Here is a 21480-nt window from a genome sequence, read left to right as displayed (position 1 = left end):
CAAGTCACTGCGTCTGCACATCCTCCGCGGATACCGCATAGCCGCCGTCCAGCCAGTGCACGACCTCGGCGGCGACCGGGTGATCGACCGCGGCATAGCGGGCGCGGGCGGCGGCGCGGCGCTCGGGCGAAAGCCGCTCCAAACCACTATCCTCGAAGCTCAACAGGTCGGCTTCGAGCATCGCGGCGAGCGGCTCGCCCGCCACCGCCGTCGCCGCGATGCGGAACGCGGCCATGTAGCGATAATCGGCATCCGCATAGAGGCGCGGCAAGGTGAGAGCCGGGATGCAGCCGAGCCGGGGCTGGAGCGCCGGGTTGATCGCATGGCCGGCCAGCCAGCGGGCATTTGCCGCCGGCCGTCCGGTGAAGCCGCGCAGGTGGAGATGCGTCGACATGCGCGGACCGTCATTGACTGGCCAATTGTCCCACAGCCACGGCTTGCGGCCGAGCCGGCCGGCGACATCGGCGAGGTGGCCCGGGTCGATCGCGCGTGCGCAGACCTCCTCACCCGTCCAATAGACCTGCACGGCGGAATCGAGGCGGCGGCCGAGATCCTCCAGATAGCGGAGCGGACGCGCACCGAACACGCGGTCGAGCACCCGGTCGTCGCTATAATAGCTGGGACAGGTGAAGAGGCGGGTGGCGCGCGTGCGTTCGGCGCAGAAGGCGATGATCGCAGCCTGTCGCTCTGCGAGATCGGGCAGGTCGCCGCGCATGTCGTCGAACAGGATGGCGAGGTCGTCGATGCCGATCGCGTCCAGTTGCGCCAGCCGCCGCGCCAGGGCCGCCCGGCCTTCGCCTTCGAAGTGGAGATGCAGGTGGTAAGGGGTCAGCCCGATCCCGAACCGCATCCCCGCCGCGCGCGTCTCGGCGGCGAAGCGGGCCAGCGCCTCGGCCTGGGCGAGCGGATGCTCGCGTTGCCAGTCGCGACGCAGATGCGCATCCGCCTTGGGGGCATAATGGAAAAGTCCGTACCCTGCCGGCGCCAGCCGCGCGACCACCGCGCGTCGTGCGTCCCAAGACCAGGCGGGGCCGAAATAACCTTCGATGATGCCAAGTTCGGGCACGGGGCGATCGGATGCGGTGCGCGTCATCGCCGGGGCATCGCGCGGCGCGGCGTCGCTGTCCAGCGGGTTGCGGGCCGGACCCAAGCGGCTATAGCCGCCGGAATAAAGAAGGATGCCGCCCGTGCCGACCCGCCGCCACTTCGTCACCGGCCTTGCCGCCGCCGCCCTGCTGCTGCCTGCGGCCGTGGATGCCGCGCCGGCGCGGCCGCCCTTGACGGTCTTCGCCGCCGCCTCGCTGACCGATGCGCTTCAGGTGGTGGCCAAGGCCTATACCGCGCGCACCGGCCAGCCGGTCCGTTTCTCGTTCGAGAGCAGCGGCACCGCGGCGCGCCAGATCGCGGCGGGCGCGCGCGCCGATCTGTTCGTCTCCGCCGACAGCCGGTGGATGGACGATCTGGCCGGGCGCAACCTGCTGGCGGCGCGGCGCGACCTGCTCGGCGGCCGGCTGGCGCTGGTCGCCCGCGCGGGTAGTAACATCCGGCTGCGGCTGCAGCCGGGGGCACCGCTGGCCACGGCCCTGGGGCCGGACGGCCGGCTGGCAGTCGGCGATCCCCGTTCGGTGCCGGCGGGTCGCTATGCGCAGGCGGCGCTGACCCGGCTCGGCTTGTGGTCCACGGTCGAGCAGCGGCTGGCTCCGGCGCAGGACGTGCGCGCGGCGCTGGCCTATGTGGCGCGGGGCGCCGCGCCGCTCGGCATCGTCTATGAGAGCGACGCCTATGCCGACCGGGCCGTTCGGCTGGTGTCGCTGTTCCCGGCCGCCAGCCATCCGCCGATCGTCTATCCGGTTGCGGTCCTGCGCGGCGCCTCGGCCGGGGCGAGCGACTTCTACCGGTTCCTCAGCAGCGGTCCGGCGCGGGCGATCTTCGCGCGCTACCGCTTCCGTCCGCTTGGCTGAGCGATGCTGCTGACGCCCGAGGAGGGGCAGGCGCTGCTGCTCAGCCTGCGCATCGCGGGATGGGCGACCTTCTGGGGGATGATCGCCGCGACCGGCTTCGCCTGGCTGCTGGCGCGGCATCGCTTTCCGGGGCGTGTGTTGCTCGACGCGCTGCTTCACGCGCCGTTGATCCTGCCGCCGGTGGTGATCGGCTTCGTGCTGCTCATGCTGTTCGGCGCGCAGGGCCCGATCGGGCAGTGGCTGGACGCGCATTGGGGCGTGCGGCTGGCCTTCACGCCGGCGGGTGCGGCGCTGGCGGCGGGCGTGTCCGCCTTTCCGCTGATGCTGCGCGCGGTGCGACAGGCGATCGAGGCGGTCGACCCGCGGCTGGAGGAGGCGGCGCGCAGCCTGGGCGCGGGGCCATGGGACCGCGCCGTCACCATCGTCCTGCCGCTGGCGCTGCCCGGACTGGTCGCAGGCGGGGTGATCGGCTTCGCGGCGGCGCTGGGCGAGTTCGGCGCGGTCATCACCTTCGCCGCCAATATCCCCGGCGAGACGCAGACTCTGCCGCTCGCCATCTACTCGGCCTTGCAGGTGCCGGGCGAGGAAGGGGCGGCCTTGCGCCTTTCGCTCTTGTCCTTCGCGGCGGCGCTGGCCGGATTGCTGCTGTCCGAAGTGCTGCTGCGCCATGGCCGGCGGCGGGCCGGGCGGTGATGCGCGTGCTGGCCGAGCGGCGGCTGGGCGATTTCCGCCTGTCGGTCGCCTTCGCCGGGCCGGAGGATGGCGCGACGATCCTGTTCGGTCCGTCAGGCGCCGGCAAGTCGGCGACGCTGGCGGTGGTCGCGGGGCTGGCGCAGGCCGAGCGGGCGCTGGTCGCGATTGGCGACCGGGTGCTGACGGATACCGCCACCGGCCGGTGCGTGCCGCCGGAGCGGCGGCGGATCGGCATCGTCCACCAGGATGCGCGGCTGTTCCCGCACATGAGTGTGGCGCGCAACCTGACGTACGGTCAGCGACGGGCGGGGGGGCGTGACCGGATCGCGGCGGAGGCGGTGGTCGACGTGCTGGCGATCCGGTCGTTGCTCGACCGTGCGCCACGCGACCTGTCCGGCGGCGAACGGCAGCGCGTGGCGCTCGGCCGCGCGATGCTGAGCCAGCCGGACCTGCTGCTGCTCGACGAGCCCCTGTCGGCGCTCGACGCGGCGCGGCGCGGGGAGGTGATGACCTTCGTCCTGGCGCTGAAGCGGCGTTTCGCGCTGCCGATGCTCTACGTCACGCACAGCGTCGAGGAAGCGCGCACCCTGGGCGATCATTGCGTGTTGCTCGATGCGGGGCAGGTGACGGCGCAGGGGACGCCCGCCGACCTGCTGCCGGCGCCGACGCGGCTGGGCGAGGTGGTGGCGCCGGGCGTCGTGCTGATCGCGGGGCAGCGCATCGCGGTGCCCGGGTTGGATGCGCCGGTCGGCACGGCGTTGCGGCTGGAGAAGTAGCGCCGCTACGCCGCAAGGGCGAGTTGCCAGGCTTCCGCCTTGGCGAGGGCGGCGGCGTCGTCGACGTCGATCCAGTCGAGGTCGCTGCAATCGACCACCCCGGCGCGACCCGTCTCGGCGAGCCGCCGCATGCCCTCGGTCAGCGACGGTGCGTCGAGGTCGGCGAGCGCGGCGAACAGGCCGGGTCCGATCGCAAAGACGCCGGTGTCATAGGAATCCGCCGGCGCCAGCCCCTTGCCGATCGCGACGATGCGGCCGCCCTGCGTGCGGACCCAGGTGACGTCGTCCGGATCGACCCAGGGATGACCGATCCGCCGGTCGATGCCTAGCGTCGCGCCGTCGCCGACGTCCACCGCCGCCATCCGGGCGTACAAAGCGGGCGTGACCAGATGGTCGCACATCGCCAGCACGGCCGGACGGCCCGCCAAGCGCGGCGCGGCGGCGAGCACCGACACGCCGTTCGGCTGGTGATGGTCGCGGGTCAGCACCGTCTCGACCGCCAGCGGCCAGTGGCGCGCCGCCAGATGCTCCTCGATCGCCGCCGCGCCGTAGCCCAGCACGACGATCGCGCGCGACAGTCCCGCCCGCGCTAGCCCGGCCAGGGCATGGTCGATCAACGGCCGCCCCGCCACCGGGCAGAGCGGCTTATAGGGCGCCTGCGCGCGCAACCGGCTGCCATGGCCGGCGGCGAGCAGGACGGCGGTGTCGATCATGCGTTTTAGGCCTTCAGGCGGCGGCGATGAACTTCTCGACCTCGACCTGGGCGATGTCGTCCGTCATCTGGGTGCGCGGATGCTTGCAGAAATAGGCGCTGGCCGGATCGATCACGCCCTTCAGGCCGCGATCCTTCGCGATCTTGGCGCATCGGATCATGTCGATCGCGACGCCCGCCGAATTGGGCGAATCCTCGACCGACAGGCGCAGCTCCAGGTTCATCGGCACACCGCCGAACAGCTGGCCCTCCATGCGCAGGAAGCACACCTTGTTGTCGTTCTGCCACGGCACATAGTCGGACGGGCCGATATGAACATTGTCCTCCTCCAGCCGCTCCGCCGCGACCGACTGCACCGCCTCGGTCTTGGAAATCTTCTTCGACTCGAGCCGGCGATGGTTCGACATGTTGAGGAAGTCGGTATTGCCGCCGGTGTTGAGCTGGTAGGTGCGGTCCAGCTTGACGCCGCGCTTGGCGAACAGGTCGGTCAGCACGCGGTGGACGATCGTCGCGCCGAGCTGCGCCTTGATGTCGTCGCCGATGATCGGGACGCCCGCCGTCTCGAACTTCGCCGCCCATTCGGGGTTGGAGGCGATGAAGACCGGGATGTTGTTGACGAAGGCAACGCCCGCCTCCAGCGCGCATTCGGCATAGAATTCGGTCGCCTGCTGGCTGCCGACGGGCAGATAGTTCATCAGCACCTCGGCGCCCGACGCCTTCAGCTCGGCGACCACATCGGCCTTGCTCGGCTGGGTGTCGTTGGCGACCACGAAGGTGCGGTCATCCTTGTAATCGCCCATATGGTCGGCCACGCCGTCCAGCACCGCGCCCATCTTCACGACCGTGCCGGTGGCGGGGATGTTAGCGGCGAACACGGCGGTGCAGTTCGGCTTGGCGAAGATCGCCTCGGCCACGTCCTTGCCGACCTTGCGGCTGTCCACGTCCCAGGCCGCGACCACCTTGATGTCGGAGGGACGATAGCCGCCCATCTCCCAGTGCATCAGCCCGACCAGGTCGTTCGCGCCCTCGCGGTAATGCTCCAGACCCTGCACCAGCGAGCTTGCGCAATTGCCGATGCCGATGATGGCGATACGGATGCTACCCATTACTGACCTTGTTCCTTGACGAAGAAACGCGCCGGTTCTGCCGGCGACGTTGGATTATGTGTGGAAAATTGCAGCAGCCCGCGCTCGACCCGGCGATGCCAGACAAGACCGGCGAGGACGACGAGCGTGAGCGGTCCAATTTCGAACCACCAGAAAAGCCGGGGATCGCCGACAAGGCAGGCGAGGAAGATCGCCGCCACGCGGACATTGGCGGTCTCCAGCGACAGGAGCTTCATCGGCGCGGTCGCGCGCGCGCCGTACACCTGCGCCAGCGCGCTCGGATCGGCGCTGGAGGCGAGCTTGCGCTCGAACGGACGGGCAAGGCGGCCGGGCAGGCCGGCGAGCCGGTCGTACTGCCGCACCAGCCAGCCGCCGCCGGGCGCGGTTTCGCCCTCCGCGATGCCCTTGACCCGGCGGTGGAAGCGGGTGCGCTCGCCCTCGTAGAGGCTGGACTGCACCGCGTGCGCCGCGCCCGCCGCGATCGCCAGCGCCCAGCCGCCGGCCGTGCCGACGCGCAGCGCCAGCGCGACATAGATGAGGATGAAGACGCCATGGTCGCACACCCCATCGAGCAGCCGGCCGAGCGCGCTCGACGTGCCGGTCGCGCGGGCGACCATCCCGTCCAGCCCGTCTGCGACCAGCCACATTACCGACAACAGCAATCCGAGCATTGCCAGCGTCGGGGATTCGTACCGCGAATAGGCGATCGCCGCGCCGAGCCCGAGTGACAATCCCGTCACCGACACGGCGTTGGCGGACACGCCCATGCGCAGCGCATGAGGCAGCAGCCGCCGGCCAAGCGGATGAATCACAAAGAGATTGGATGGATCCTCGATCCGGCGATCGCGCGATCCATCCGGTGGAGGGACTGTCATAGGGGAGTCACATTGCTCCCCGTCCGCGCGGTTGGCAAGATGGCAGAAACGTCACGGTACGTTGTTTTCCAGCTCGTCCAGCCAGATACGGGCGGTGCCATCGGACGGCGCGCGCCAGTCGCCGCGCGGACTCACCGCGCCGCCCGCCGACACCTTGGGGCCGTTGGGCAGCGCGGAACGCTTGAACTGGCTGGTCTGAAAGAAGCGGTGAAGGAAGCGCTTCAGCCACAGCCGGATGGTCGGCAGGTCATAGGCGATGCGCGCATCGGCTAGGAAGTCCTCCGGCCAGCGGCCCGCCTCCACGTCGCGCCAGGCATGCCAGGCGAGGAACGCGATCTTCGACGGCGCCAAGCCGTGGCGCAGCACGTAATGCGCGAAGAAGTCGTTGAGTGCGTATGGGCCGACGCGCTCCTCGGTCGACTGCATCGCACCGTCCGCGCCCGCCGGCACCAGCTCGGGCGAGATCTCCTGCGCCAGGATGCCGGCGAGCACGCGGTCGGTCTCGGCGTCATATTGGTTCGTGCGGATGCACCAGCGGATCAGGAACTGGATCAGCGTCTTCGGCACGCCGGCGTTGACGGCATAATGACTCATCTGGTCGCCGACGCCATAGGTGCACCAGCCCAGCGCCAATTCGCTGAGGTCGCCGGTGCCCAGCACCAGCCCGCCGCGCTGGTTGGCGAGGCGGAAGAGATAGTCGGTGCGCAGGCCCGCCTGAACATTTTCGAACGTCACATCATAGACCGGCTGCCCTTCGGCGAAAGGATGGCCCATATCGGCGAGCATCTGGCGCGCGGCGGGGCGGATGTCGATCTCGTCGGCGGTGATGCCGAGCGCGCGCATCAGATCCCAGGCATGCGCCTTGCTGCCTTCGCCGGTGGCGAATCCGGGCATGGTGAAGCCCAGGATCGCCGAGCGCGGCCGACCGATCCGGTCCATCGCCTTGGCGGCGACGATCAGCGCATGAGTCGAGTCGAGCCCGCCCGACACACCGATCACCAGCGTCTCGGCATGGGCGGCCGCCAGGCGCTTCGCCAGCGCCTCGACCTGGATGTTGAACGCCTCGTAGCAATCTTCGTCGCGCCGCGCCGGGTCGTTGGGGACGAAGGGGAAGCGGCGGATATCGCGACGCAAGCCCAGGTCGCGCACATCCTCGCCGTGCGTGAAGCCGATGCGGCGGAAGCGCTGCTCGGGATGGTCGAGCGCGGCGGCGGCGTCGTTGAACGTGCCGAAGCGCAGCCGCTCCTGGATCAGACGCTCGCAATCGACATCCGCGACCAGCAACTGCGGCTCGGTGGCGAAGCGCTCCGACCCGGCGATCAGCTCGCCCAGTTCATAGACCAACCCCTGGCCGTCCCAGGCGAGGTCGGTGGTGCTCTCGCCCGGCCCCGCGGCGGAATAGACATAGGCGCAGACCGCGCGCGCGCTCTGCGCGGCGGCGAGCATCCCGCGCTCGCGCGCCTTGCCGATGACGATATTGGAGGCGGACAGGTTGCAGCAGATCAGCGCCCCCGCCAGCGCGCCCGCCGTGGAGGGCGGGGCGGGCGCCCAATAATCCTCGCAGATCTCGGCATGGACGGTGAAGAAGGGCAGGTCGCTCGCGGTGAAGATCAGATCGGCGCCGAACGGCACTTCCTCCTCGCCGATCGTCATCATCTGCCCCGAAAGGCCGAGGGGGGAGGCGAACCACCGCTTCTCGTAATATTCGCGATAATTGGGGAAGAAGCTCTTGGGCACCACGCCCAGCACCCGGCCGCGATGCACCACGACGGCGCAGTTATAGAGCCGCCCGTTCCGCTCGATCGCCGCACCCAGTAGCAGCAGCGGCTTCAGCGTGCGGCTGGCGTCGCGGACGGCGGCGATGGCGGCGAGCGTCGCCTGTTGCTGCGCGCTTTGCAGGTGGAGATCGTCGATCGCGTAGCTGGTGAGGTTCAGCTCCGGATAGACGACCAGGTCGCAGCCCTCCTCATGGGCCCGGACGGCCATGGCGATCGCCGCCTCGGCATTGGCGACCGTGTCGCCGACGGTCGCACGCGGCGTCGCGGCGGCGACGCGGATCATGCGGTGACGGTGCAGCGCGAAGAAGGGATGCTGGGTCATGCCGCTCGCGATACCGCGTGACGACGGGGATGGATACTGATCCGCGTAAATCGGCTGGCGGGTGCGCCGGCCGATCAGGCCGGCGCGCGTGAGGCCGTCGCATAGGGTGACAGCACCCGCCAGCCGAGCCGCTCGTAAAGCGCTCGTCCTTCCGGTGTCGCGACCAGCAATTCGGCCGCGCCGGCGTTGCGCCGCATGGACTGGAGCGTGGCCATCACAATCCGGCCGAGTCCCCGGCGACGATGATCGGGCGCGGTGACGATGCGGTCATAGACGAAGGCGTCGTCTGTCTCCCCGCCATAGCCGCTCGCCGCCAGCCCGTCGTCCATCGTGAGAACGCGCACCTTGAATTGCGCGCCCGCCGACTCGCATTCGACCCGATAGCCTGGTGGCGTCCTGTCAGCGACTGGTGCGCCGCCGGACTGCATGAAGAAGGCCGGCGCGTGCAGATGCCATCCACCGGGCAGTTGCGATCGCAGATCGGCATCGGTCCCGCACAGCTTCACGAACAGCCGGGGTGCGTGGATCGTCCGAGCCAATTGAGCGATTTCCGGCATGATCTAGGGGAAGACCCAGCGGCTCCGTTCGGTCGGGCTGTTCGTATCTACACGGAAGCCGCCATGGTCCGGCACCGGTGGCGGAACGCCACGTGCGATCGAGCGGCCAGAGAGCCAGGCGTGCAGCAATGGAGCGTCGACGCCGGGTCTGCGGCCGTGACTTGCGGCGACCGGTTCGATCTGATCGTTGGCGACCATGCAGGGTTTCCCGAGGTGACAGGTTTGCGCACTGCGCGCGACGGACGGGCGTCGTTATGGAGCCGGTATGCTAGCCGCCGACGATTCTGGTGGTCTAGACCTTGGCATCAGCGAAACGGACGCGCCCGTCAACCATGCCGCTGACCACCACCTCTGCGCCGTCCTCGACGATCAGGTCGCCGCCGATTATGCCCTTCACTTCCAGGGAAGATCCGGCGCGCAGACGCGCATCGCTCGTGACGATACCTTGGAAGACGCCGCTTCCGGGCAGGGTCTGGGCATCGGCGGTGATGGCCGCTCCGTTGCCGCTGTTGTCATGGTATCGGTTCCCGTCGCATGCTGACCCGCTTGCCCACCTCGCGCGCTGCGGCGCATAGCGCCACCGAACCGCATGAAAGGCGCGCGATGGACGTCACCCTCTACGGCATCCCCAATTGCGACACGATGAAGAAGGCGCGCGCCTGGCTTGACCAGGCCGGCGTCGCCTATCGCTTCCACGACTATAAGAAGGCCGGTGTCGCCGAAGCCGACCTGCGCCGCTGGATCGAGCGGCTGGGCTGGGAAGTCGTGCTGAACCGCGCCGGCACCACCTTCCGCAAGCTGCCCGAGGCGGAGCGGGCCGACCTCGACGCCGACAAGGCCGTGGCGCTGATGCTCGCCCAGCCCTCGATGATCAAGCGGCCGATGCTGGAGGCCGGCGACAGCTTGCTGGCGGGTTTTGCGCCCGATCGCTATGCGGCGGTTTTCGGGAGGTAAGCCATGTCCACCACCTTCACCATCGACAGCGCCACCAGCCGCGCCAATCCCACGCCAGCACCTCGCAAGCGGCTGACCGTGCCGGCGATCCGCGCGCGAAAAGGCGGCGAGCCGCTGGTGATGCTGACCGCCTATACCGTCCGCACCGCGCAACTGCTCGATCCGCATTGCGACATGCTGCTGGTCGGCGACAGCCTGGGCCAGGTGATCTACGGCCTGCCCTCGACCGTGCCGGTGACGCTGGAGATGATGGCCGCCCATGCCGCTGCGGTGGTGCGCGGCAGCTATCAGTCGCTGGTCGTGGTCGACATGCCGTTCGGCAGCTACGAGGCCAGCCCCGAACAGGCGTTTCTGAGCGCTGCACGGCTGATGAAGGATAGCGGTGCGGCGGCCGTCAAGCTGGAGGGCGGCGCGGCGATGGCCCCGACCGTCCGCTTCCTGACCGAGCGCGGCATTCCGGTGATGGGCCATGTCGGCCTGACGCCCCAGGCGGTGAACCTGCTCGGCGGCTATGGCGCGCGCGGGCGCAGCGCGGAGGAGGCCGCCAAGATCGTCGGCGATGCGCAGGCGGTGGCGGCGGCGGGCGCCTTTTCCGTGGTCATCGAGGGCGTGGTCGAGCCAATCGCGATCGAGATCACGCGGACCATCGCCTGCCCGACGATCGGCATCGGCGCGTCGGCCGAGTGCGACGGCCAGGTGCTAGTGGCGGAGGACATGCTCGGCCTGTTCGAGCGCACCGCCCGTTTCGTGAAGCGCTATGACGACATGGCCGGCCGGATCGGCGCGGCGGCCGAGGCCTATGCCGCCGAAGTCCGTACGCGCGCCTTCCCGGGCGCGGAGCAGGTCTATGCGCCCAAGGCGTGACGCGGCTTCCGTTTCGGTCGCGGCGCGGCTATGGGCGCTGATCGTTTCCCCGTAATCCGGAGCCGCTCCTTGGCCTTGCCGCCCGACGCCAATGCTGAAGTCTTCATGCGCGAGGTGGACGACGAGGTCCGCCGCGACCAGCTCACCGCCTTCTGGACGCGCTGGGGCAAGCTGCTGATCGCCGCCATCGTCGTCGGCCTCGCGCTGTTCGCCGCCTATCTGTTCTGGCAGAACCGCCAGGAAGAGGCGGCGGGTGTTCAGGGCGAGGAATTGCAGGCCGCCTATGATTCGGTCGCGGCCGGCGACTATGCCAAGGCGGAAGCGCCGTTGAAGCAGCTCGCGGCGGAGGGCGGCCCGTCCTACCAGGCGCTGGCCAAATACACCCAGGCCGACCTGCTGCTCCAGAAGAACGACCCCAAGGGCGCGGCGGCCAAGTTCGCCGAGGTGGCCAGGGACGACTCGATCGCCAAGCCGTTCCGCGACCTGGCGCTGGTGCGTCAGACCGCGATCGAGTTCGACAGCCTGCAACCGCAGGTGGTGGTCGAGCGGATGCGGCCGCTGGCGGTGCCGGGCAATCCCTGGCTGGGCAGCGCCGGCGAGATGATGGCGGTGGCGCAGATCCGCATGGGCCAGACTCAGCAGGCCGGCCAGCTCTTCGCGCGCATCGCCGAGGACGAGGGCGTGCCCGCCTCGCTCCGTCAACGCGCGGTTCAGATGGCCAGCGCCATGGGCGTTGAGGCCGCGTTGCCTTCCGCCGCCGCCGCCACCGTTCGCAAGGTCCAGCCATGAACAAGACTTTCCGCGCGCCCGTGATGGTCGCCGCGCTCATCGCGCTCAGTTCCTGCGGCGTCTTCAAGGGCGGTGGCCCGAAGAAGACGCCGACGGTCGGCCAGCGCGTGCCGATCCTCGCTTCGGAAAACGAGGTGGCGACGGATCCGGCGATGGCGCAGGTGCAGGTGACGTTGCCCGCACCCTTCGCCAATGACGCCTGGGCGCAGCCGGGCGGTAACGCCGCCAAGTCGATGGGTCAGCTCGCCCTCGCCGAGGCGCCGGGCCGGGCCTGGCAGGCGACGATCAATGGCGGATCGGATCGCGAGCGGCTGGCCGCGGCGCCGGTGATCGCCGACGGCAAGCTGTTCATCATCGACGTGGACGCCACCGTTCATGCCTTTGACGCCCGGACCGGCGCGGTGCTGTGGACCAAGAGCATCAACGACGGCGAACGGTCGCGCGCCGCCCGCTTCGGCGGCGGCGTCAGCTTCGACGACGGCAAGCTCTATGCCACTGACGGCCTGGGCGACGTGGTGGCGATGACGGCGGCGGACGGCGCGCCGCTGTGGCGCGCCAAGCCGGGCGGTCCACTGCGCGGGTCGCCGACCATCGCCAATGGCAATGTCTATGTGCTGAGCCAGGACAATCAGCTGTTCGCGCTCGCCCAGGCCGACGGCAAGGTGCAATGGGCGCAGTCGGGCACGCTGGAGACGCAGGGCGTGTTCGGCGTCGCCGCGCCCGCCGCCAGCCAGGGCACGGTGGTGACCGGCTATTCGTCCGGCGAGCTGTCCGCCTATCGCTACGAGAATGGCCGCGTGCTGTGGCAGGATGCGCTGTCGCGCACCGCGGTCACCATGTCGGTGTCCAGCCTGGCCGATATCGACGCCGATCCGGTGATCGACAATGGCCGCGTCTTCGCGGTCGGGCAGGGCGGCCGCATGGTCTCGCTCGATCTGTCGACCGGGCAGCGGCTGTGGGAGCAAAATCTGGCGGGCATCTCGACCCCCTGGATCGCGGGCGACTGGTTGTTCGTCGTCACCGACGACGCACGTCTCGCCTGCCTGTCGCGGGCCAGCGGCAAGGCGCGCTGGATCGCGCAGTTGCCCCGCTATCGGAACGTCAAGAAGCGCAAGGGCCCGATCACCTGGTTCGGGCCGGTGCTGGCCGGCGGCCGGCTGGTGCTGACCAACAGCGACGGCCAGATCGTCTCGGCCGGGGTAGGCGACGGCCAGATCGTTTCGACGATCGAGACCAGGACGCCGTTCTCCCTGCCGCCGGTCGTCGCGCTGTCGACGCTCTACACGATCGACGAGCGCGGGCGGCTGACCGCCTTTCGCTGATCCCGGCTCACCGATCGGGCGGCGCGCGAACGCCGGCCGATCGGTCGCCAAGCGGGGTGACGCCTCGCTCGACAACGGCTAAGGGCGGACCATGCCCAAACTCCCTGTGGTCGCGATCGTCGGCCGGCCGAATGTCGGCAAATCCACCTTGTTCAATCGTCTGGTCGGCAAGAAGCTCGCGCTGGTCGACGACCGGCCCGGCGTCACCCGCGACCGCCGCGAAGGTGACGCGCATCTGATCGGCCTCGATTTCCGCGTCATCGACACTGCCGGCTACGAGGATCACGACGCGCAGACGCTGCCCGGCCGGATGCGCCTGCAAACCGAGGCGGCGCTGAAACAGGCCGATGTGGCGCTGTTCCTGTTCGACTCGCGCGCCGGCATCGTGCCGCTGGACGAGGAGATCGCACGCTGGCTCCGCTCCTCGACCACGCCGGTCGTGCTCGCCGCCAACAAGGCCGAAGGACGGCAGGGCGAACAGGGCATCCTCGAGTCGCTGGCGCTCGGCTTCGGCGATCCGGTCCAGCTCTCCGCCGAACATGGCGAGGGCATGGGTGACCTGTTCGAGGCGCTGCTGCCGCATCTGGAGCGCGCCGAGGCGGAGGGCGAGGCCGAAGAGGAAGGGGACGACCGTCCCGACGCGCCGCTCAAGCTGGCGATCGTCGGCCGCCCGAATGCGGGCAAGTCGACGCTGATCAACCGGATGCTGGGCGAGGACCGGCTGATCACCGGACCGGAGGCCGGCATCACGCGCGATTCGATCGCGGTCGACTGGATGTGGCACGATCCCAAGGGCGCGCCGCGCCCGGTGCGGCTGATCGACACGGCGGGCATGCGCAAGCGCGCCAAGGTGCAGGACAAGCTGGAGAAATTGTCGGTCGCCGACGCGCTCCACGCCGTCGATTTCGCCGAAGTGGTGGTGCTGCTGCTCGACGCGACGCTGGGACTTGAGGCGCAGGACCTGCGCATCGCCGACCGCGTGCTGGAAGAGGGGCGCGCGCTGATCATCGCGCTCAACAAATGGGACATCGCCGAAAACGCCTCGTCCTTGTTCAATGGCGTGAAGAAGGCGCTGGAGGATGGGCTGAGCCAGGTGAAGGGCGTCACGGTCATCACCGTCTCGGCCGCGACGGGCAAGGGCATCGACCAGCTCGTCGGCGCGGCGTTCGAGGTGCGCGAGGCCTGGTCGAAACGTGTCGGCACCGGCGAACTCAATCGCTGGTTCGAACGCGCGATCGAGGCCAATCCGCCCCCCGCACCCGGCGGCAAGCGGATCAAGATGCGCTACGTCACCCAGATCAAATCGCGCCCGCCGAGCTTCGTCATCTTCGGCACGCGGGTCGACCAGTTGCCGGCCAGCTACGAACGCTATCTGGTCAATTCGATGCGGCGCGAGCTGGGCTTCGGCGCGGTGCCGGTGCGGCTGACGCTGCGCGCGCCGAAAAACCCGTTCGATCGCAAGGACGACTGACGGGTCGCTTGGCAACAGGCTGTTTACCCTTGATGGGCTATGACCCGGCAAGATTTGCCGGTGGAGCCAAGACATTGTCGTTCGAGGGTAGCACGCTGGTCGACTGGCCCGCTTTTTTCGCGACGCGGGCGGAGCTGGGGACCGGCTTCGTCCGCATCCTGGGCTATTTCCGCGAGGATGGGGTGAAATCGGTCGCCGCGATCGAATTGGCGATGCGTGGGCTGAACGCGGCCGGGCTGGTCATCCCAGCGCATACGCTGAAGGGCGAGGCCCGCCAGTTCGGCGCGCTGCCGCTGGCGACGCTGGCCGAGGAGATCGAGGTGATCGGCCGCGACTGCGTCGAGGCGCAGGAGACGTGCGAGGCGGCGCTGACCGCCGTCACGCGATTGCGGCCGCTGTTCGAGCAGACGCTGGCGCTGCTCGAACGTGAGGCGAATCCCCCGGCCCCGCGGCGGCCGCTGGGCGGCGGCGGTTTCGGGCGCAAGATCGCCTGAGGGGCGGCGCGTGGCGAGGACTGCCATCCCCGTCCATGCGATCCCGAATCTGTCCGGTCCTATGGCAGGCAGTTTCACCCTGTCACACGTGCCTAGGCAATCCCATGCGCGCCGGTGCATCCTGCTACACGCTCTAGAGGTGTAAGCGACGGGGCTATCCCGGCGTGGCGGCCGATCCGGCGAGCAGGCCGCCGTCGATCGTCACTTCCGTTCCCGTCACATAGGCGGCTTCGTCCGCGGCGAGCATCGCCGCCACCGCCGCGACTTCCTCGGCCGTGCCGAACCGCCTGAGCGGCGTATCGGCGACCAGCGCGGCCATCCGCTCGGCGCGGCCGGGGCCATCGCCCAGCATCGGCTCCCACATCGGCGTCAGGATCGCGGCGGGGTGGATCGAGTTGCAGCGGATGCGCCAGCCCTGCTGCGCGCAGTAGAGCGCCACGGTCTTGCTGTGGTTGCGGATCGCCGCCTTGGACGCGGCATAGGCGGCCGCGCCGGGGATGCCGACCATGCCGGAGCGTGACGATATGTTGATGATCGAACCGGTTCCCGTCGCCTTCATCGCGCAAATCGCATAGCGGCAGCCCAGAAATGTCCCGTCGAGATTGACCCGGTGCACCGCGCGCCAGTCGGCCAGGCTGGCATGTTCGGGATCGTGCGGCACCACGCCCTGTTCGAAGCCGGTGATGCCGGCATTGTTCACCACCACATCCGCCACCGGCACGGCGTCTGCCAGTCGCAGCCAGTCCTCTTCCTCGCCGACGTCGAGGGGCAGGAACCGGGCGTCGATCGCATCGGCGGCGGCCGTGCCCGCCTCCACATCCTGGTCGGTCAGGATGACGATGCCGCCCTCGGCCTGGAAGCGCTCGGCGATCGCGCGGCCGATTCCGCGCGCCGCGCCGGTGATGACGCAGGTCTTGCCCGTCAGTCTTTGCATGATGTTCGCCCTGTCCATGACGGCCAGCCCACGGTGCGTGCCCGCCGATAGTGCTTCGGTCCGCCTCAGCGGCGATGCTGGTTCATGTCGAAGACTCCCGAACGGAGGGAAAGTTTAGGCGCGGCGGATGGTTCGGGCAAGCCGCACCAGCGCTTCGTCCAGCGTGGACAGGAAGCGCGAGCGGTCGCTCTTCTGGAACGGCGGGGGTCCGCCGATCACGTCGCCGCCGGCGCGCAGATCGGCCATGATCGCCCGCGTCGCAATCGCGCCGCCGATCGAGGCGGTGGTGAAGGGACGGCCATTAGGGGCGATCACCGTCGCACCCGCCTTCAAGGCCCGATCCGCCAGCAAAATGTCGGCGGTGACGACGATGGCGGCGGCGTTCGCCTGTTCGGCGATCCAGTCGTCCGCCGCGTCGAACCCGTCGTTCACCACCTGGCGGGTGATCAGCGGATGGTCGGGCATGCGCAGCCGGCTGTTGCTGACGACGACCACGGCCGCGCCGTGGCGCAGCGCCACCCGGTAGATCTCGTCCTTCACCGGGCAGGCATCGGCATCGACCAGGATGCGGATCATCGTCGCGCGACGTCGCTCAGCATCGCCGCCGGGGTGATGACCTCGACCTGGGTCTTGAGGTGGAGCAGACGGACGCCCGTCTCCGCCTGCGCGCGGGCGAGGGCAGGGGCGAAGGCCTCGGTCGTCTCCACCGTCTCCGCCCAGGCGCCGTAAGCGCGGGCGAGCGCGGCGAAATCCGGATTGGCGAGGCGGGTGGCGCTGATCCGGCCGGGGAACTCGCGCTCCTGATGCATCCGGATCGTGCCATAGGCGCCATTGTCGACGACGATCACCAGCATCGATGCGCCGGTCTGCACGGCGGTCGCCAGCTCCTGCCCGTTCATCAGGAAGCAGCCGTCGCCCGCCAGCGCGACGACGAAGGAATCGGGGCGGCGCAGAGCAGCGGCGACGGCCGCCGGAAGGCCATAGCCCATCGCGCCGCAGGTCGGGGCAAGCTGGCATCCCGGCTCATATCGCCAGTAGCGATGCCACCATCCCGAATAATTGCCGGCGCCGTTGCAGATGATCGTATCGGCCGGAAGTCGCTCGCGCATCGCTGCGACACAGAGGCCCAAGTCGAGCGCCACGCCTGCACGCGGTGCCGGCTCCGACCAGGCCAGATAGTCGGCATGAGCCTCCCGTCCGGAAGGATGGGGCCTGGCGGCGTCGCTGGCCTGCGTTTCCAGCATGCCGATCGCGCAGTGGACGTCACAGCACAAGGCGAGGTCGGTCCGATAGACGCGGTGCAGTTCCTCGGGATCGGGATGGATGTGGATCAGCGTCTGGCCCGGATGGTCCGGGGTGACGAGGTGATAGCCATCGGTGGTCGCCTCTCCGAGCCGGGCGCCCAGCACGACCAGCAGATCGGCGTTGCGCACGCGGTCCAGCAGCTTCGGGTTCGGACCGTAGCCCAAATTGCCCGCATAGACCGGACAGGTCGCGGACACGGCATCCTGCCGCCGGAACGCCGCCACCAGCGGTACGCCCGCCGCTTCTCCCCATCGCTCGACGAGCGCCACCGTCTCCTGGTCCCAGTGCGCGCCGCCGATGATCGCGAGCGGCCGTTCGGCCTCGGCGATCATGTCGCCCACGGTCAGTATGTCCTGAATGACGGCGTCCTGGGCCGGGCGCTCGATCCATGGCCGGTCGAGTGCCTCGACCTGGTCGAGCAGCATGTCCTCGGGCAGCGCCAGTACCACGGGGCCGGGGCGGCCGTTCATCGCGGTGGCATAGGCGCGGGCGACATATTCGGGGATGCGCGCCGCATCGTCGATCCGCGCCGCCCATTTGCACAAGGGGGCGAACATCGCCTGGAAATCGACCTCCTGGAATGCCTCGCGGTCGCGGGTCGCGCGGTCGACATCGCCGATGAACAGGATCATCGGCTGCGAGTCCTGCATCGCGACATGGACGCCGATCGAGGCGTTGGTCGCGCCCGGCCCACGGGTGACGAAGGCGATGCCGGGCCGCCCGGCCAGCGTGCCGTCGGCGCAGGCCATGAACGCCGCGCCCCCCTCCTGCCGGCAGACGACGAGGTCGATCTCGGGCGTGTCGTGGAGCGCGTCGAGCACGGCGAGGAAGCTCTCGCCCGGCACGGTGAAAATCCGCTCGCAGCCTTGTGCGAGGAGCTGGTCGACGAGGAGGCGGCCGCCGGTTCTGCTGGTCATGCCCGCTCATAGCGCGCGGCGGCGGCGGCGGATAGCGGCCCGGAACCGCGACAGGCGTGGCGCATTCGCGCCGTGTCCTTTCGAAAAAAAGTGGAGAGAGAACATGGCGTTGGCGCAGGATGCCGTTTGGTTCATCACCGGCTGCTCGACCGGTTTCGGCCGATCGCTGGCACAGGCGGTGCTGGCGCGGGGGCAGCGGGTGGTCGCGACCGCCAAGGATGTGGCGCGAGTCGCGAATCTGGATGGCGCGTCCGACCGGTTGCTGCCGCTGGCGCTCGACGTCACCGACCTCGCGCAGATCACCGCCGCCGTGGAGGCGGCGCGCGAACGGTTCGGACGGATCGACGTCCTCGTGAACAATGCCGGCTATGGCTATCAGGCGAGCATCGAGGAGGGCGAGGAAGCGGAGATCCGCGCCCAGTTCGACGCCAATGTCTTCGGCCTGTTCGCGCTGACCCGCTCCGTGCTGCCGATGATGCGCGCGCAAGGGGGCGGGCATGTCGTCAACATCACCTCGGTCGCCGGCTTGGTCGGGTTTCCGGGCTCGGGCTATTACGCCGCGTCCAAGCACGCGGTGGAGGGCTGGTCCGATTCGCTCGCCGCCGAGGGCGCGCCGCTGGGCATCCGGGTGACCTGCATCGAGCCGGGGCCGTTCCGCACCGACTGGGCGGGCCGCTCGCTGCGCCAGACGCCGGTCGGGATCGAGGCCTATCAGGCGACCGCCGGGCAGCGGCTGGAAAGCACGCGTTCGGTCAGCGGCCGCCAGGCGGGCGATCCGGAGCGGGCCGCCGCCGCAATCGTCGCGCTGGCGGACGAGGCCGACCCGCCGCGTCACATGGTGCTGGGCGCCTGGGGGATCGACCAGGTCACCGATCGCCTGCGCCGCCGCCTGCACGAGATCGAAGCGCGGCGCGAAGCCGCGGTCGCGACCGACTTCCCGGACTAAGCGCGGGAACGAGGGGAGGGCGGATGCACCGCCCTCCCGACCTCAGCCCTACAGGCCGACGATGCCGCCATCGCTGCGGGTGATGACGATCGTGGCGGAGCGCGGGCGGCTGCCGCTGGCGGCGCCGGTCTGGCTGGCCGGCCAGTTGCTGCTGATCGCGCGGGCGTTGCCGTCCTCGCCTGGATGCTGGATATTGACGAACAGCGCGGTTCCGTCCGGCGTCGAGTGGATGCCGGTGATCTCGCACTGTTTCGGGCCGACCAGGAAACGGCGCAGCGTCGTACCCGGCGTCTTGCCGATGCGGGTGGAGACGGTCGCGCTGCCGCCGCCGACGGTGCTGGTCACCGATCGGGTGCCGCCATCGCCGACCGTGCCGGGGATCGCCGCCAGCATCATGCAGTTGGTCTGGTCGGTGAAGGCACCGTCATCGGTCTGGAGCCAGAGCAGCGGTGTGCCCTGACCCGAGACGTTGCTCGGCAGGCCGAACCACATCCCATCCGGCGAGGAGAAGTCGTTGGTCGCGTCCAGGCCGGACAGGTTGATGTTGGTCGCGTCAAGGTCCGAACCTGCGCCAAAGGCATAGATGTCCCAGGCGAAGGTCGACGCCTCCGACGTGTCACCGGTCTCGCGCAGGCGGATGACATGGCCGTTGGCGTTGCCGGTGGTCGATCCGCCGGTCGTCTTGGGATCGACATAGGCGCGCGGATTGGCGGCATCGACGCCGGTCTGCGACCCGCTGGCGACCGGGCGGCGCGAGCTGTTGTTGGTCAGTGTGCAATACATCTCGCCGGTCGCCGGGTTGACGGCGGTCCATTCCGGCCGGTCCATCTTGGTCGCGCCCAGCACGTCGGCGGCGAGGCGGGTGTTGACCAGCACATCGGCCTGGTCGGCGAAGGGATAGGTGGCGTTGCTGCTCGTCAGGCCGTTCTGCCCGAACACCAGGGGCAGCCACTGGCCGGTGCCGTCGGCATTGAAACGCGCGACATGGAGCGTGCCGGCGTTCAGATATTTGTCGCCGACCGCAAGACGGTCGCTGGCACTGGCGTCCGCCGCCGACCAGGGCGTGGCCGACACGAACTTGTAGATATATTCGTTCTGCGCATCGTCGCCCATGTAGAAGGCTGGGCGGACCCCGGCGATGGTGCGGCCGACCTGGCAGCCCTCGTGGTTCATGCGGCCGAGCGCGGTCCGCTTGCGCGGGGTCGCGCTGGGATCGAAGGGGTCGATCTCGACCACCCAGCCGAACTGAAAGGGTTCGTGGCGGAAGTCGCCGCTGCCGTCCGCGGCCTGGGTGGCGTCGGCGGTGGCGTTCCAGCGCGAGAAAACGGTGTTGCCGGCGGTGGCGGGGGTGACGGTGGTCCAGCCATTATTGCCGGTGCGCCCCTCCGAGATGCCGTAGCGCGCGAGCGAAACATTCTCCTTCGCCAGGCCGGCGGTCGTGCGCACGGCGGCGTCCCCGGCGTTGCGGCGGAAATAGCCGGCCCAATTCTCCTCGTTGGTCAGATAGGTGTGCCAGGGCATGGTGCCGTTGGCGCAATTGTTGATGGTGCCGCGACCGCTGGTGCCGTCCGGCGAATAGGCGGTGCGGAGCAGCGCGCTGCCCGCCGCCGGACCGCTGAAGCGCATCGGCGTGTTCGGCGTGATGCGGCGGTTGAGGCTCGAGGACTGGACATAGGTCCAGGCGCCGCCGCTGGCCCGGGACACTTCGACCACCGAGACGCCATGCGCCTCGATCTCCTTGATCGCTTCCGCCTCGGGACGCACGCCGTTGCTGCTGGTCGGGCCGTTGGGATGGAGATAGGCGGCAGTGATGTTCTCGTGGTTGAGCACCAGTACGCCGCGGCTACTGTTGCTGGGATCGGGGCTGCTGCCGGACGATGCCAGGCCGAAATAGCTCATGCCGTCGTGATGATCGCCCGCGCGCTGGGCGAAATTGGTGTCGGTCCCATCATTGGCATAGGCCGCCACGCCCGCGGCGAGCGGATCGCCCAGCCGGTAGAGGACGGTGACGTCATGGCCGCTCGGCACCACCACCGTATCGCCCAACCCCTTGGGCACGGCGGTGAAACCCAACACGGCTGGCGTGACGGTGACCGTGGTCTGCGCCTCGCTCTTCACGCCCGAGTCGCTGGTCACTCCGAAGGCGAAGACCAGCGGCGTCGCGCTTGCCACGCCGGGTGCGGTGAAGGTGGCGGTGTTGACGCCGGTCACGGCCATCGTCACGGCGGGGCCACTGACCTGCCGCCATGCCGCCGAACGACCGCCGCGCTCGGACTGGCCGGTCAGCACGACGGTGCGGCCGGCGCTCGCGGTCGTCGCATCGCCGGCGCTGACCGCCACCGGCGTGTCCGCGTCATCGCCGCACGCGCTCAGCAACATGCCGCCGAACACGGCCGCGCCCGCCGCCGACAGGCCGCCCATCAGCGCCTGTCGGCGCGAGTAGCGCTGCTCGATCAGGTCGCCCAGGTGCGGATTGGCGCTGCGGTTGGTGTCGATATCGCCATCGTCATAGCCGGCGATGGTGCTGAACGGTGATTTCACGAAACGTCCCCCGGGATCGGCCGGTGTCGCCCGGCCTGCGGGGAGGTCATTGAGGGCAAAGCATGTCGCTGTGATTGCAGCGCAATGTCTCATCCATGTCACTGTGATGACGTGTTGATGACAGGCACGTCAGGTTCGAGCCGAGGCGACCGGGTAACAAAAA

21 protein-coding genes are annotated in these 21480 nt (G+C 69.4%); 11 read left to right on the top strand and 10 right to left on the bottom strand.

The features are described from left to right. Nucleotides 1–4: 4 nt before the first annotated feature. Entirely contained in the window at nucleotides 5–1213 is a 1209-nt protein-coding gene (locus GGQ96_RS13440) for a beta-N-acetylglucosaminidase domain-containing protein (protein WP_343059055.1), read from the bottom strand. Here GGQ96_RS13440 and modA point away from each other — a divergent pair. From modA to GGQ96_RS13425, 3 genes are read left to right on the top strand one after another with little or no spacing between them, the layout of a single operon-like run. Continuing rightward, a complete protein-coding gene (gene modA, locus GGQ96_RS13435; RefSeq protein ID WP_184115559.1) occupies nucleotides 1179–1961 on the top strand; it encodes a molybdate ABC transporter substrate-binding protein in 783 nt (260 codons plus the stop codon). The two genes, GGQ96_RS13440 and modA, sit on opposite strands and share 35 nt — an antisense overlap. A 3-nt stretch (nucleotides 1962–1964) precedes the next feature. Further along, nucleotides 1965–2654: a molybdate ABC transporter permease subunit gene (gene modB, locus GGQ96_RS13430; RefSeq protein WP_184115557.1), complete on the top strand. Its 690-nt coding sequence runs from the start codon at nucleotides 1965–1967 to the stop codon at nucleotides 2652–2654. Then, nucleotides 2654–3430 (top strand): ATP-binding cassette domain-containing protein, encoded by a 777-nt coding sequence (locus tag GGQ96_RS13425; RefSeq protein WP_184115555.1) that lies wholly within the window; start codon nucleotides 2654–2656, stop codon nucleotides 3428–3430. The genes modB and GGQ96_RS13425 overlap by 1 nt, the downstream gene beginning before the upstream one ends. Before the next feature lie 5 nt (nucleotides 3431–3435). On the opposite strand, the gene GGQ96_RS13420 is transcribed toward GGQ96_RS13425, so the two are convergent. From GGQ96_RS13420 to GGQ96_RS13400, 5 genes are all read right to left on the bottom strand, one after another. Next, nucleotides 3436–4143, bottom strand: coding sequence for a phosphocholine cytidylyltransferase family protein (locus GGQ96_RS13420; RefSeq protein WP_184115545.1), 708 nt, complete (start codon nucleotides 4141–4143; stop codon nucleotides 3436–3438). 13 nt (nucleotides 4144–4156) lie between these two features. Next, entirely contained in the window at nucleotides 4157–5248 is a 1092-nt protein-coding gene (locus GGQ96_RS13415; protein ID WP_184115543.1) for an inositol-3-phosphate synthase, read from the bottom strand. Next, on the bottom strand, nucleotides 5248–6060 hold the full coding sequence (locus GGQ96_RS13410; RefSeq protein ID WP_343059053.1) for a CDP-alcohol phosphatidyltransferase family protein: 813 nt from the start codon (nucleotides 6058–6060) through the stop codon (nucleotides 5248–5250). The genes GGQ96_RS13415 and GGQ96_RS13410 overlap by 1 nt, the downstream gene beginning before the upstream one ends. Nucleotides 6061–6174: 114 nt before the next feature. Further along, on the bottom strand, nucleotides 6175–8223 hold the full coding sequence (locus tag GGQ96_RS13405) for an NAD(+) synthase (protein ID WP_184115538.1): 2049 nt from the start codon (nucleotides 8221–8223) through the stop codon (nucleotides 6175–6177). Nucleotides 8224–8297: 74 nt separating this feature from the next. Next, nucleotides 8298–8762: a GNAT family N-acetyltransferase gene (locus GGQ96_RS13400; protein ID WP_221239961.1), complete on the bottom strand. Its 465-nt coding sequence runs from the start codon at nucleotides 8760–8762 to the stop codon at nucleotides 8298–8300. 283 nt (nucleotides 8763–9045) lie between these two features. On the opposite strand from GGQ96_RS13400, the gene GGQ96_RS13395 reads away from it, so the two are divergent. The 7 genes from GGQ96_RS13395 (at nucleotide 9046) to GGQ96_RS13365 (ending at nucleotide 14674) form a co-directional block, all read left to right on the top strand. After that, on the top strand, nucleotides 9046–9321 hold the full coding sequence (locus GGQ96_RS13395) for a hypothetical protein (RefSeq protein WP_184115534.1): 276 nt from the start codon (nucleotides 9046–9048) through the stop codon (nucleotides 9319–9321). A gap of 62 nt (nucleotides 9322–9383) precedes the next feature. Further along, nucleotides 9384–9734: an ArsC family reductase gene (locus tag GGQ96_RS13390; protein ID WP_184115801.1), complete on the top strand. Its 351-nt coding sequence runs from the start codon at nucleotides 9384–9386 to the stop codon at nucleotides 9732–9734. Nucleotides 9735–9737: 3 nt separating this feature from the next. Continuing rightward, nucleotides 9738–10598, top strand: coding sequence for a 3-methyl-2-oxobutanoate hydroxymethyltransferase (gene panB / locus GGQ96_RS13385; protein ID WP_184115532.1), 861 nt, complete (start codon nucleotides 9738–9740; stop codon nucleotides 10596–10598). 69 nt (nucleotides 10599–10667) lie between these two features. After that, complete coding sequence (locus GGQ96_RS13380) at nucleotides 10668–11387, top strand: tetratricopeptide repeat protein (RefSeq protein WP_184115530.1); 720 nt, start codon at nucleotides 10668–10670, stop codon at nucleotides 11385–11387. After that, nucleotides 11384–12709, top strand: coding sequence for a PQQ-binding-like beta-propeller repeat protein (locus GGQ96_RS13375; RefSeq protein ID WP_184115528.1), 1326 nt, complete (start codon nucleotides 11384–11386; stop codon nucleotides 12707–12709). The genes GGQ96_RS13380 and GGQ96_RS13375 overlap by 4 nt, the downstream gene beginning before the upstream one ends. Before the next feature lie 91 nt (nucleotides 12710–12800). After that, a complete protein-coding gene (gene der / locus GGQ96_RS13370; RefSeq protein WP_184115527.1) occupies nucleotides 12801–14180 on the top strand; it encodes a ribosome biogenesis GTPase Der in 1380 nt (459 codons plus the stop codon). A 74-nt stretch (nucleotides 14181–14254) separates the two neighbouring features. Continuing rightward, entirely contained in the window at nucleotides 14255–14674 is a 420-nt protein-coding gene (locus tag GGQ96_RS13365; RefSeq protein ID WP_246360553.1) for an Hpt domain-containing protein, read from the top strand. A gap of 154 nt (nucleotides 14675–14828) precedes the next feature. Here GGQ96_RS13365 and GGQ96_RS13360 read toward each other — a convergent pair whose 3' ends face one another. From GGQ96_RS13360 to GGQ96_RS13350, 3 genes are all read right to left on the bottom strand, one after another. Further along, nucleotides 14829–15608: an SDR family oxidoreductase gene (locus GGQ96_RS13360; protein WP_184115525.1), complete on the bottom strand. Its 780-nt coding sequence runs from the start codon at nucleotides 15606–15608 to the stop codon at nucleotides 14829–14831. A 114-nt stretch (nucleotides 15609–15722) separates the two neighbouring features. After that, nucleotides 15723–16184: a YaiI/YqxD family protein gene (locus tag GGQ96_RS13355; protein ID WP_184115523.1), complete on the bottom strand. Its 462-nt coding sequence runs from the start codon at nucleotides 16182–16184 to the stop codon at nucleotides 15723–15725. Further along, complete coding sequence (locus GGQ96_RS13350) at nucleotides 16181–17830, bottom strand: thiamine pyrophosphate-binding protein (RefSeq protein WP_184115521.1); 1650 nt, start codon at nucleotides 17828–17830, stop codon at nucleotides 16181–16183. The genes GGQ96_RS13355 and GGQ96_RS13350 overlap by 4 nt, the downstream gene beginning before the upstream one ends. A gap of 103 nt (nucleotides 17831–17933) precedes the next feature. Here GGQ96_RS13350 and GGQ96_RS13345 point away from each other — a divergent pair, with 103 nt between their 5' ends. Further along, nucleotides 17934–18776: an oxidoreductase gene (locus GGQ96_RS13345; protein WP_184115519.1), complete on the top strand. Its 843-nt coding sequence runs from the start codon at nucleotides 17934–17936 to the stop codon at nucleotides 18774–18776. A 48-nt stretch (nucleotides 18777–18824) separates the two neighbouring features. Here the strand turns inward: GGQ96_RS13345 and GGQ96_RS13340 are convergent, their stop codons facing one another. After that, entirely contained in the window at nucleotides 18825–21317 is a 2493-nt protein-coding gene (locus GGQ96_RS13340) for a PhoX family protein (protein WP_343059052.1), read from the bottom strand. Between the last annotated feature and the right edge of the window lie 163 nt (nucleotides 21318–21480).

It is taken from the genome of Sphingomonas abaci (assembly GCF_014199625.1).
GTDB classification, from domain to species: domain Bacteria; phylum Pseudomonadota; class Alphaproteobacteria; order Sphingomonadales; family Sphingomonadaceae; genus Sphingomonas; species Sphingomonas abaci.
This window is presented reverse-complemented; position numbering and strand designations above follow the sequence as displayed.

Bases quoted from the DNA above. Each gene is read 5' to 3' on its own strand.
- der (WP_184115527.1), top strand. From the start codon at position 12,801: ATGCCCAAACTCCCTGTGGTCGCGATCGTCGGCCGGCCGAATGTCGGC.
- GGQ96_RS13395 (WP_184115534.1), top strand. From the start codon at position 9,046: ATGCTAGCCGCCGACGATTCTGGTGGTCTAGACCTTGGCATCAGCGAA.
- GGQ96_RS13355 (WP_184115523.1), bottom strand. From the start codon at position 16,184: ATGATCCGCATCCTGGTCGATGCCGATGCCTGCCCGGTGAAGGACGAG.
- panB (WP_184115532.1), top strand. From the start codon at position 9,738: ATGTCCACCACCTTCACCATCGACAGCGCCACCAGCCGCGCCAATCCC.
- modB (WP_184115557.1), top strand. From the start codon at position 1,965: ATGCTGCTGACGCCCGAGGAGGGGCAGGCGCTGCTGCTCAGCCTGCGC.
- GGQ96_RS13345 (WP_184115519.1), top strand. From the start codon at position 17,934: ATGGCGTTGGCGCAGGATGCCGTTTGGTTCATCACCGGCTGCTCGACC.
- GGQ96_RS13415 (WP_184115543.1), bottom strand. From the start codon at position 5,248: ATGGGTAGCATCCGTATCGCCATCATCGGCATCGGCAATTGCGCAAGC.
- GGQ96_RS13425 (WP_184115555.1), top strand. From the start codon at position 2,654: ATGCGCGTGCTGGCCGAGCGGCGGCTGGGCGATTTCCGCCTGTCGGTC.
- GGQ96_RS13405 (WP_184115538.1), bottom strand. From the start codon at position 8,223: ATGACCCAGCATCCCTTCTTCGCGCTGCACCGTCACCGCATGATCCGC.
- GGQ96_RS13350 (WP_184115521.1), bottom strand. From the start codon at position 17,830: ATGACCAGCAGAACCGGCGGCCGCCTCCTCGTCGACCAGCTCCTCGCA.
- modA (WP_184115559.1), top strand. From the start codon at position 1,179: ATGCCGCCCGTGCCGACCCGCCGCCACTTCGTCACCGGCCTTGCCGCC.
- GGQ96_RS13420 (WP_184115545.1), bottom strand. From the start codon at position 4,143: ATGATCGACACCGCCGTCCTGCTCGCCGCCGGCCATGGCAGCCGGTTG.
- GGQ96_RS13360 (WP_184115525.1), bottom strand. From the start codon at position 15,608: ATGCAAAGACTGACGGGCAAGACCTGCGTCATCACCGGCGCGGCGCGC.
- GGQ96_RS13375 (WP_184115528.1), top strand. From the start codon at position 11,384: ATGAACAAGACTTTCCGCGCGCCCGTGATGGTCGCCGCGCTCATCGCG.
- GGQ96_RS13390 (WP_184115801.1), top strand. From the start codon at position 9,384: ATGGACGTCACCCTCTACGGCATCCCCAATTGCGACACGATGAAGAAG.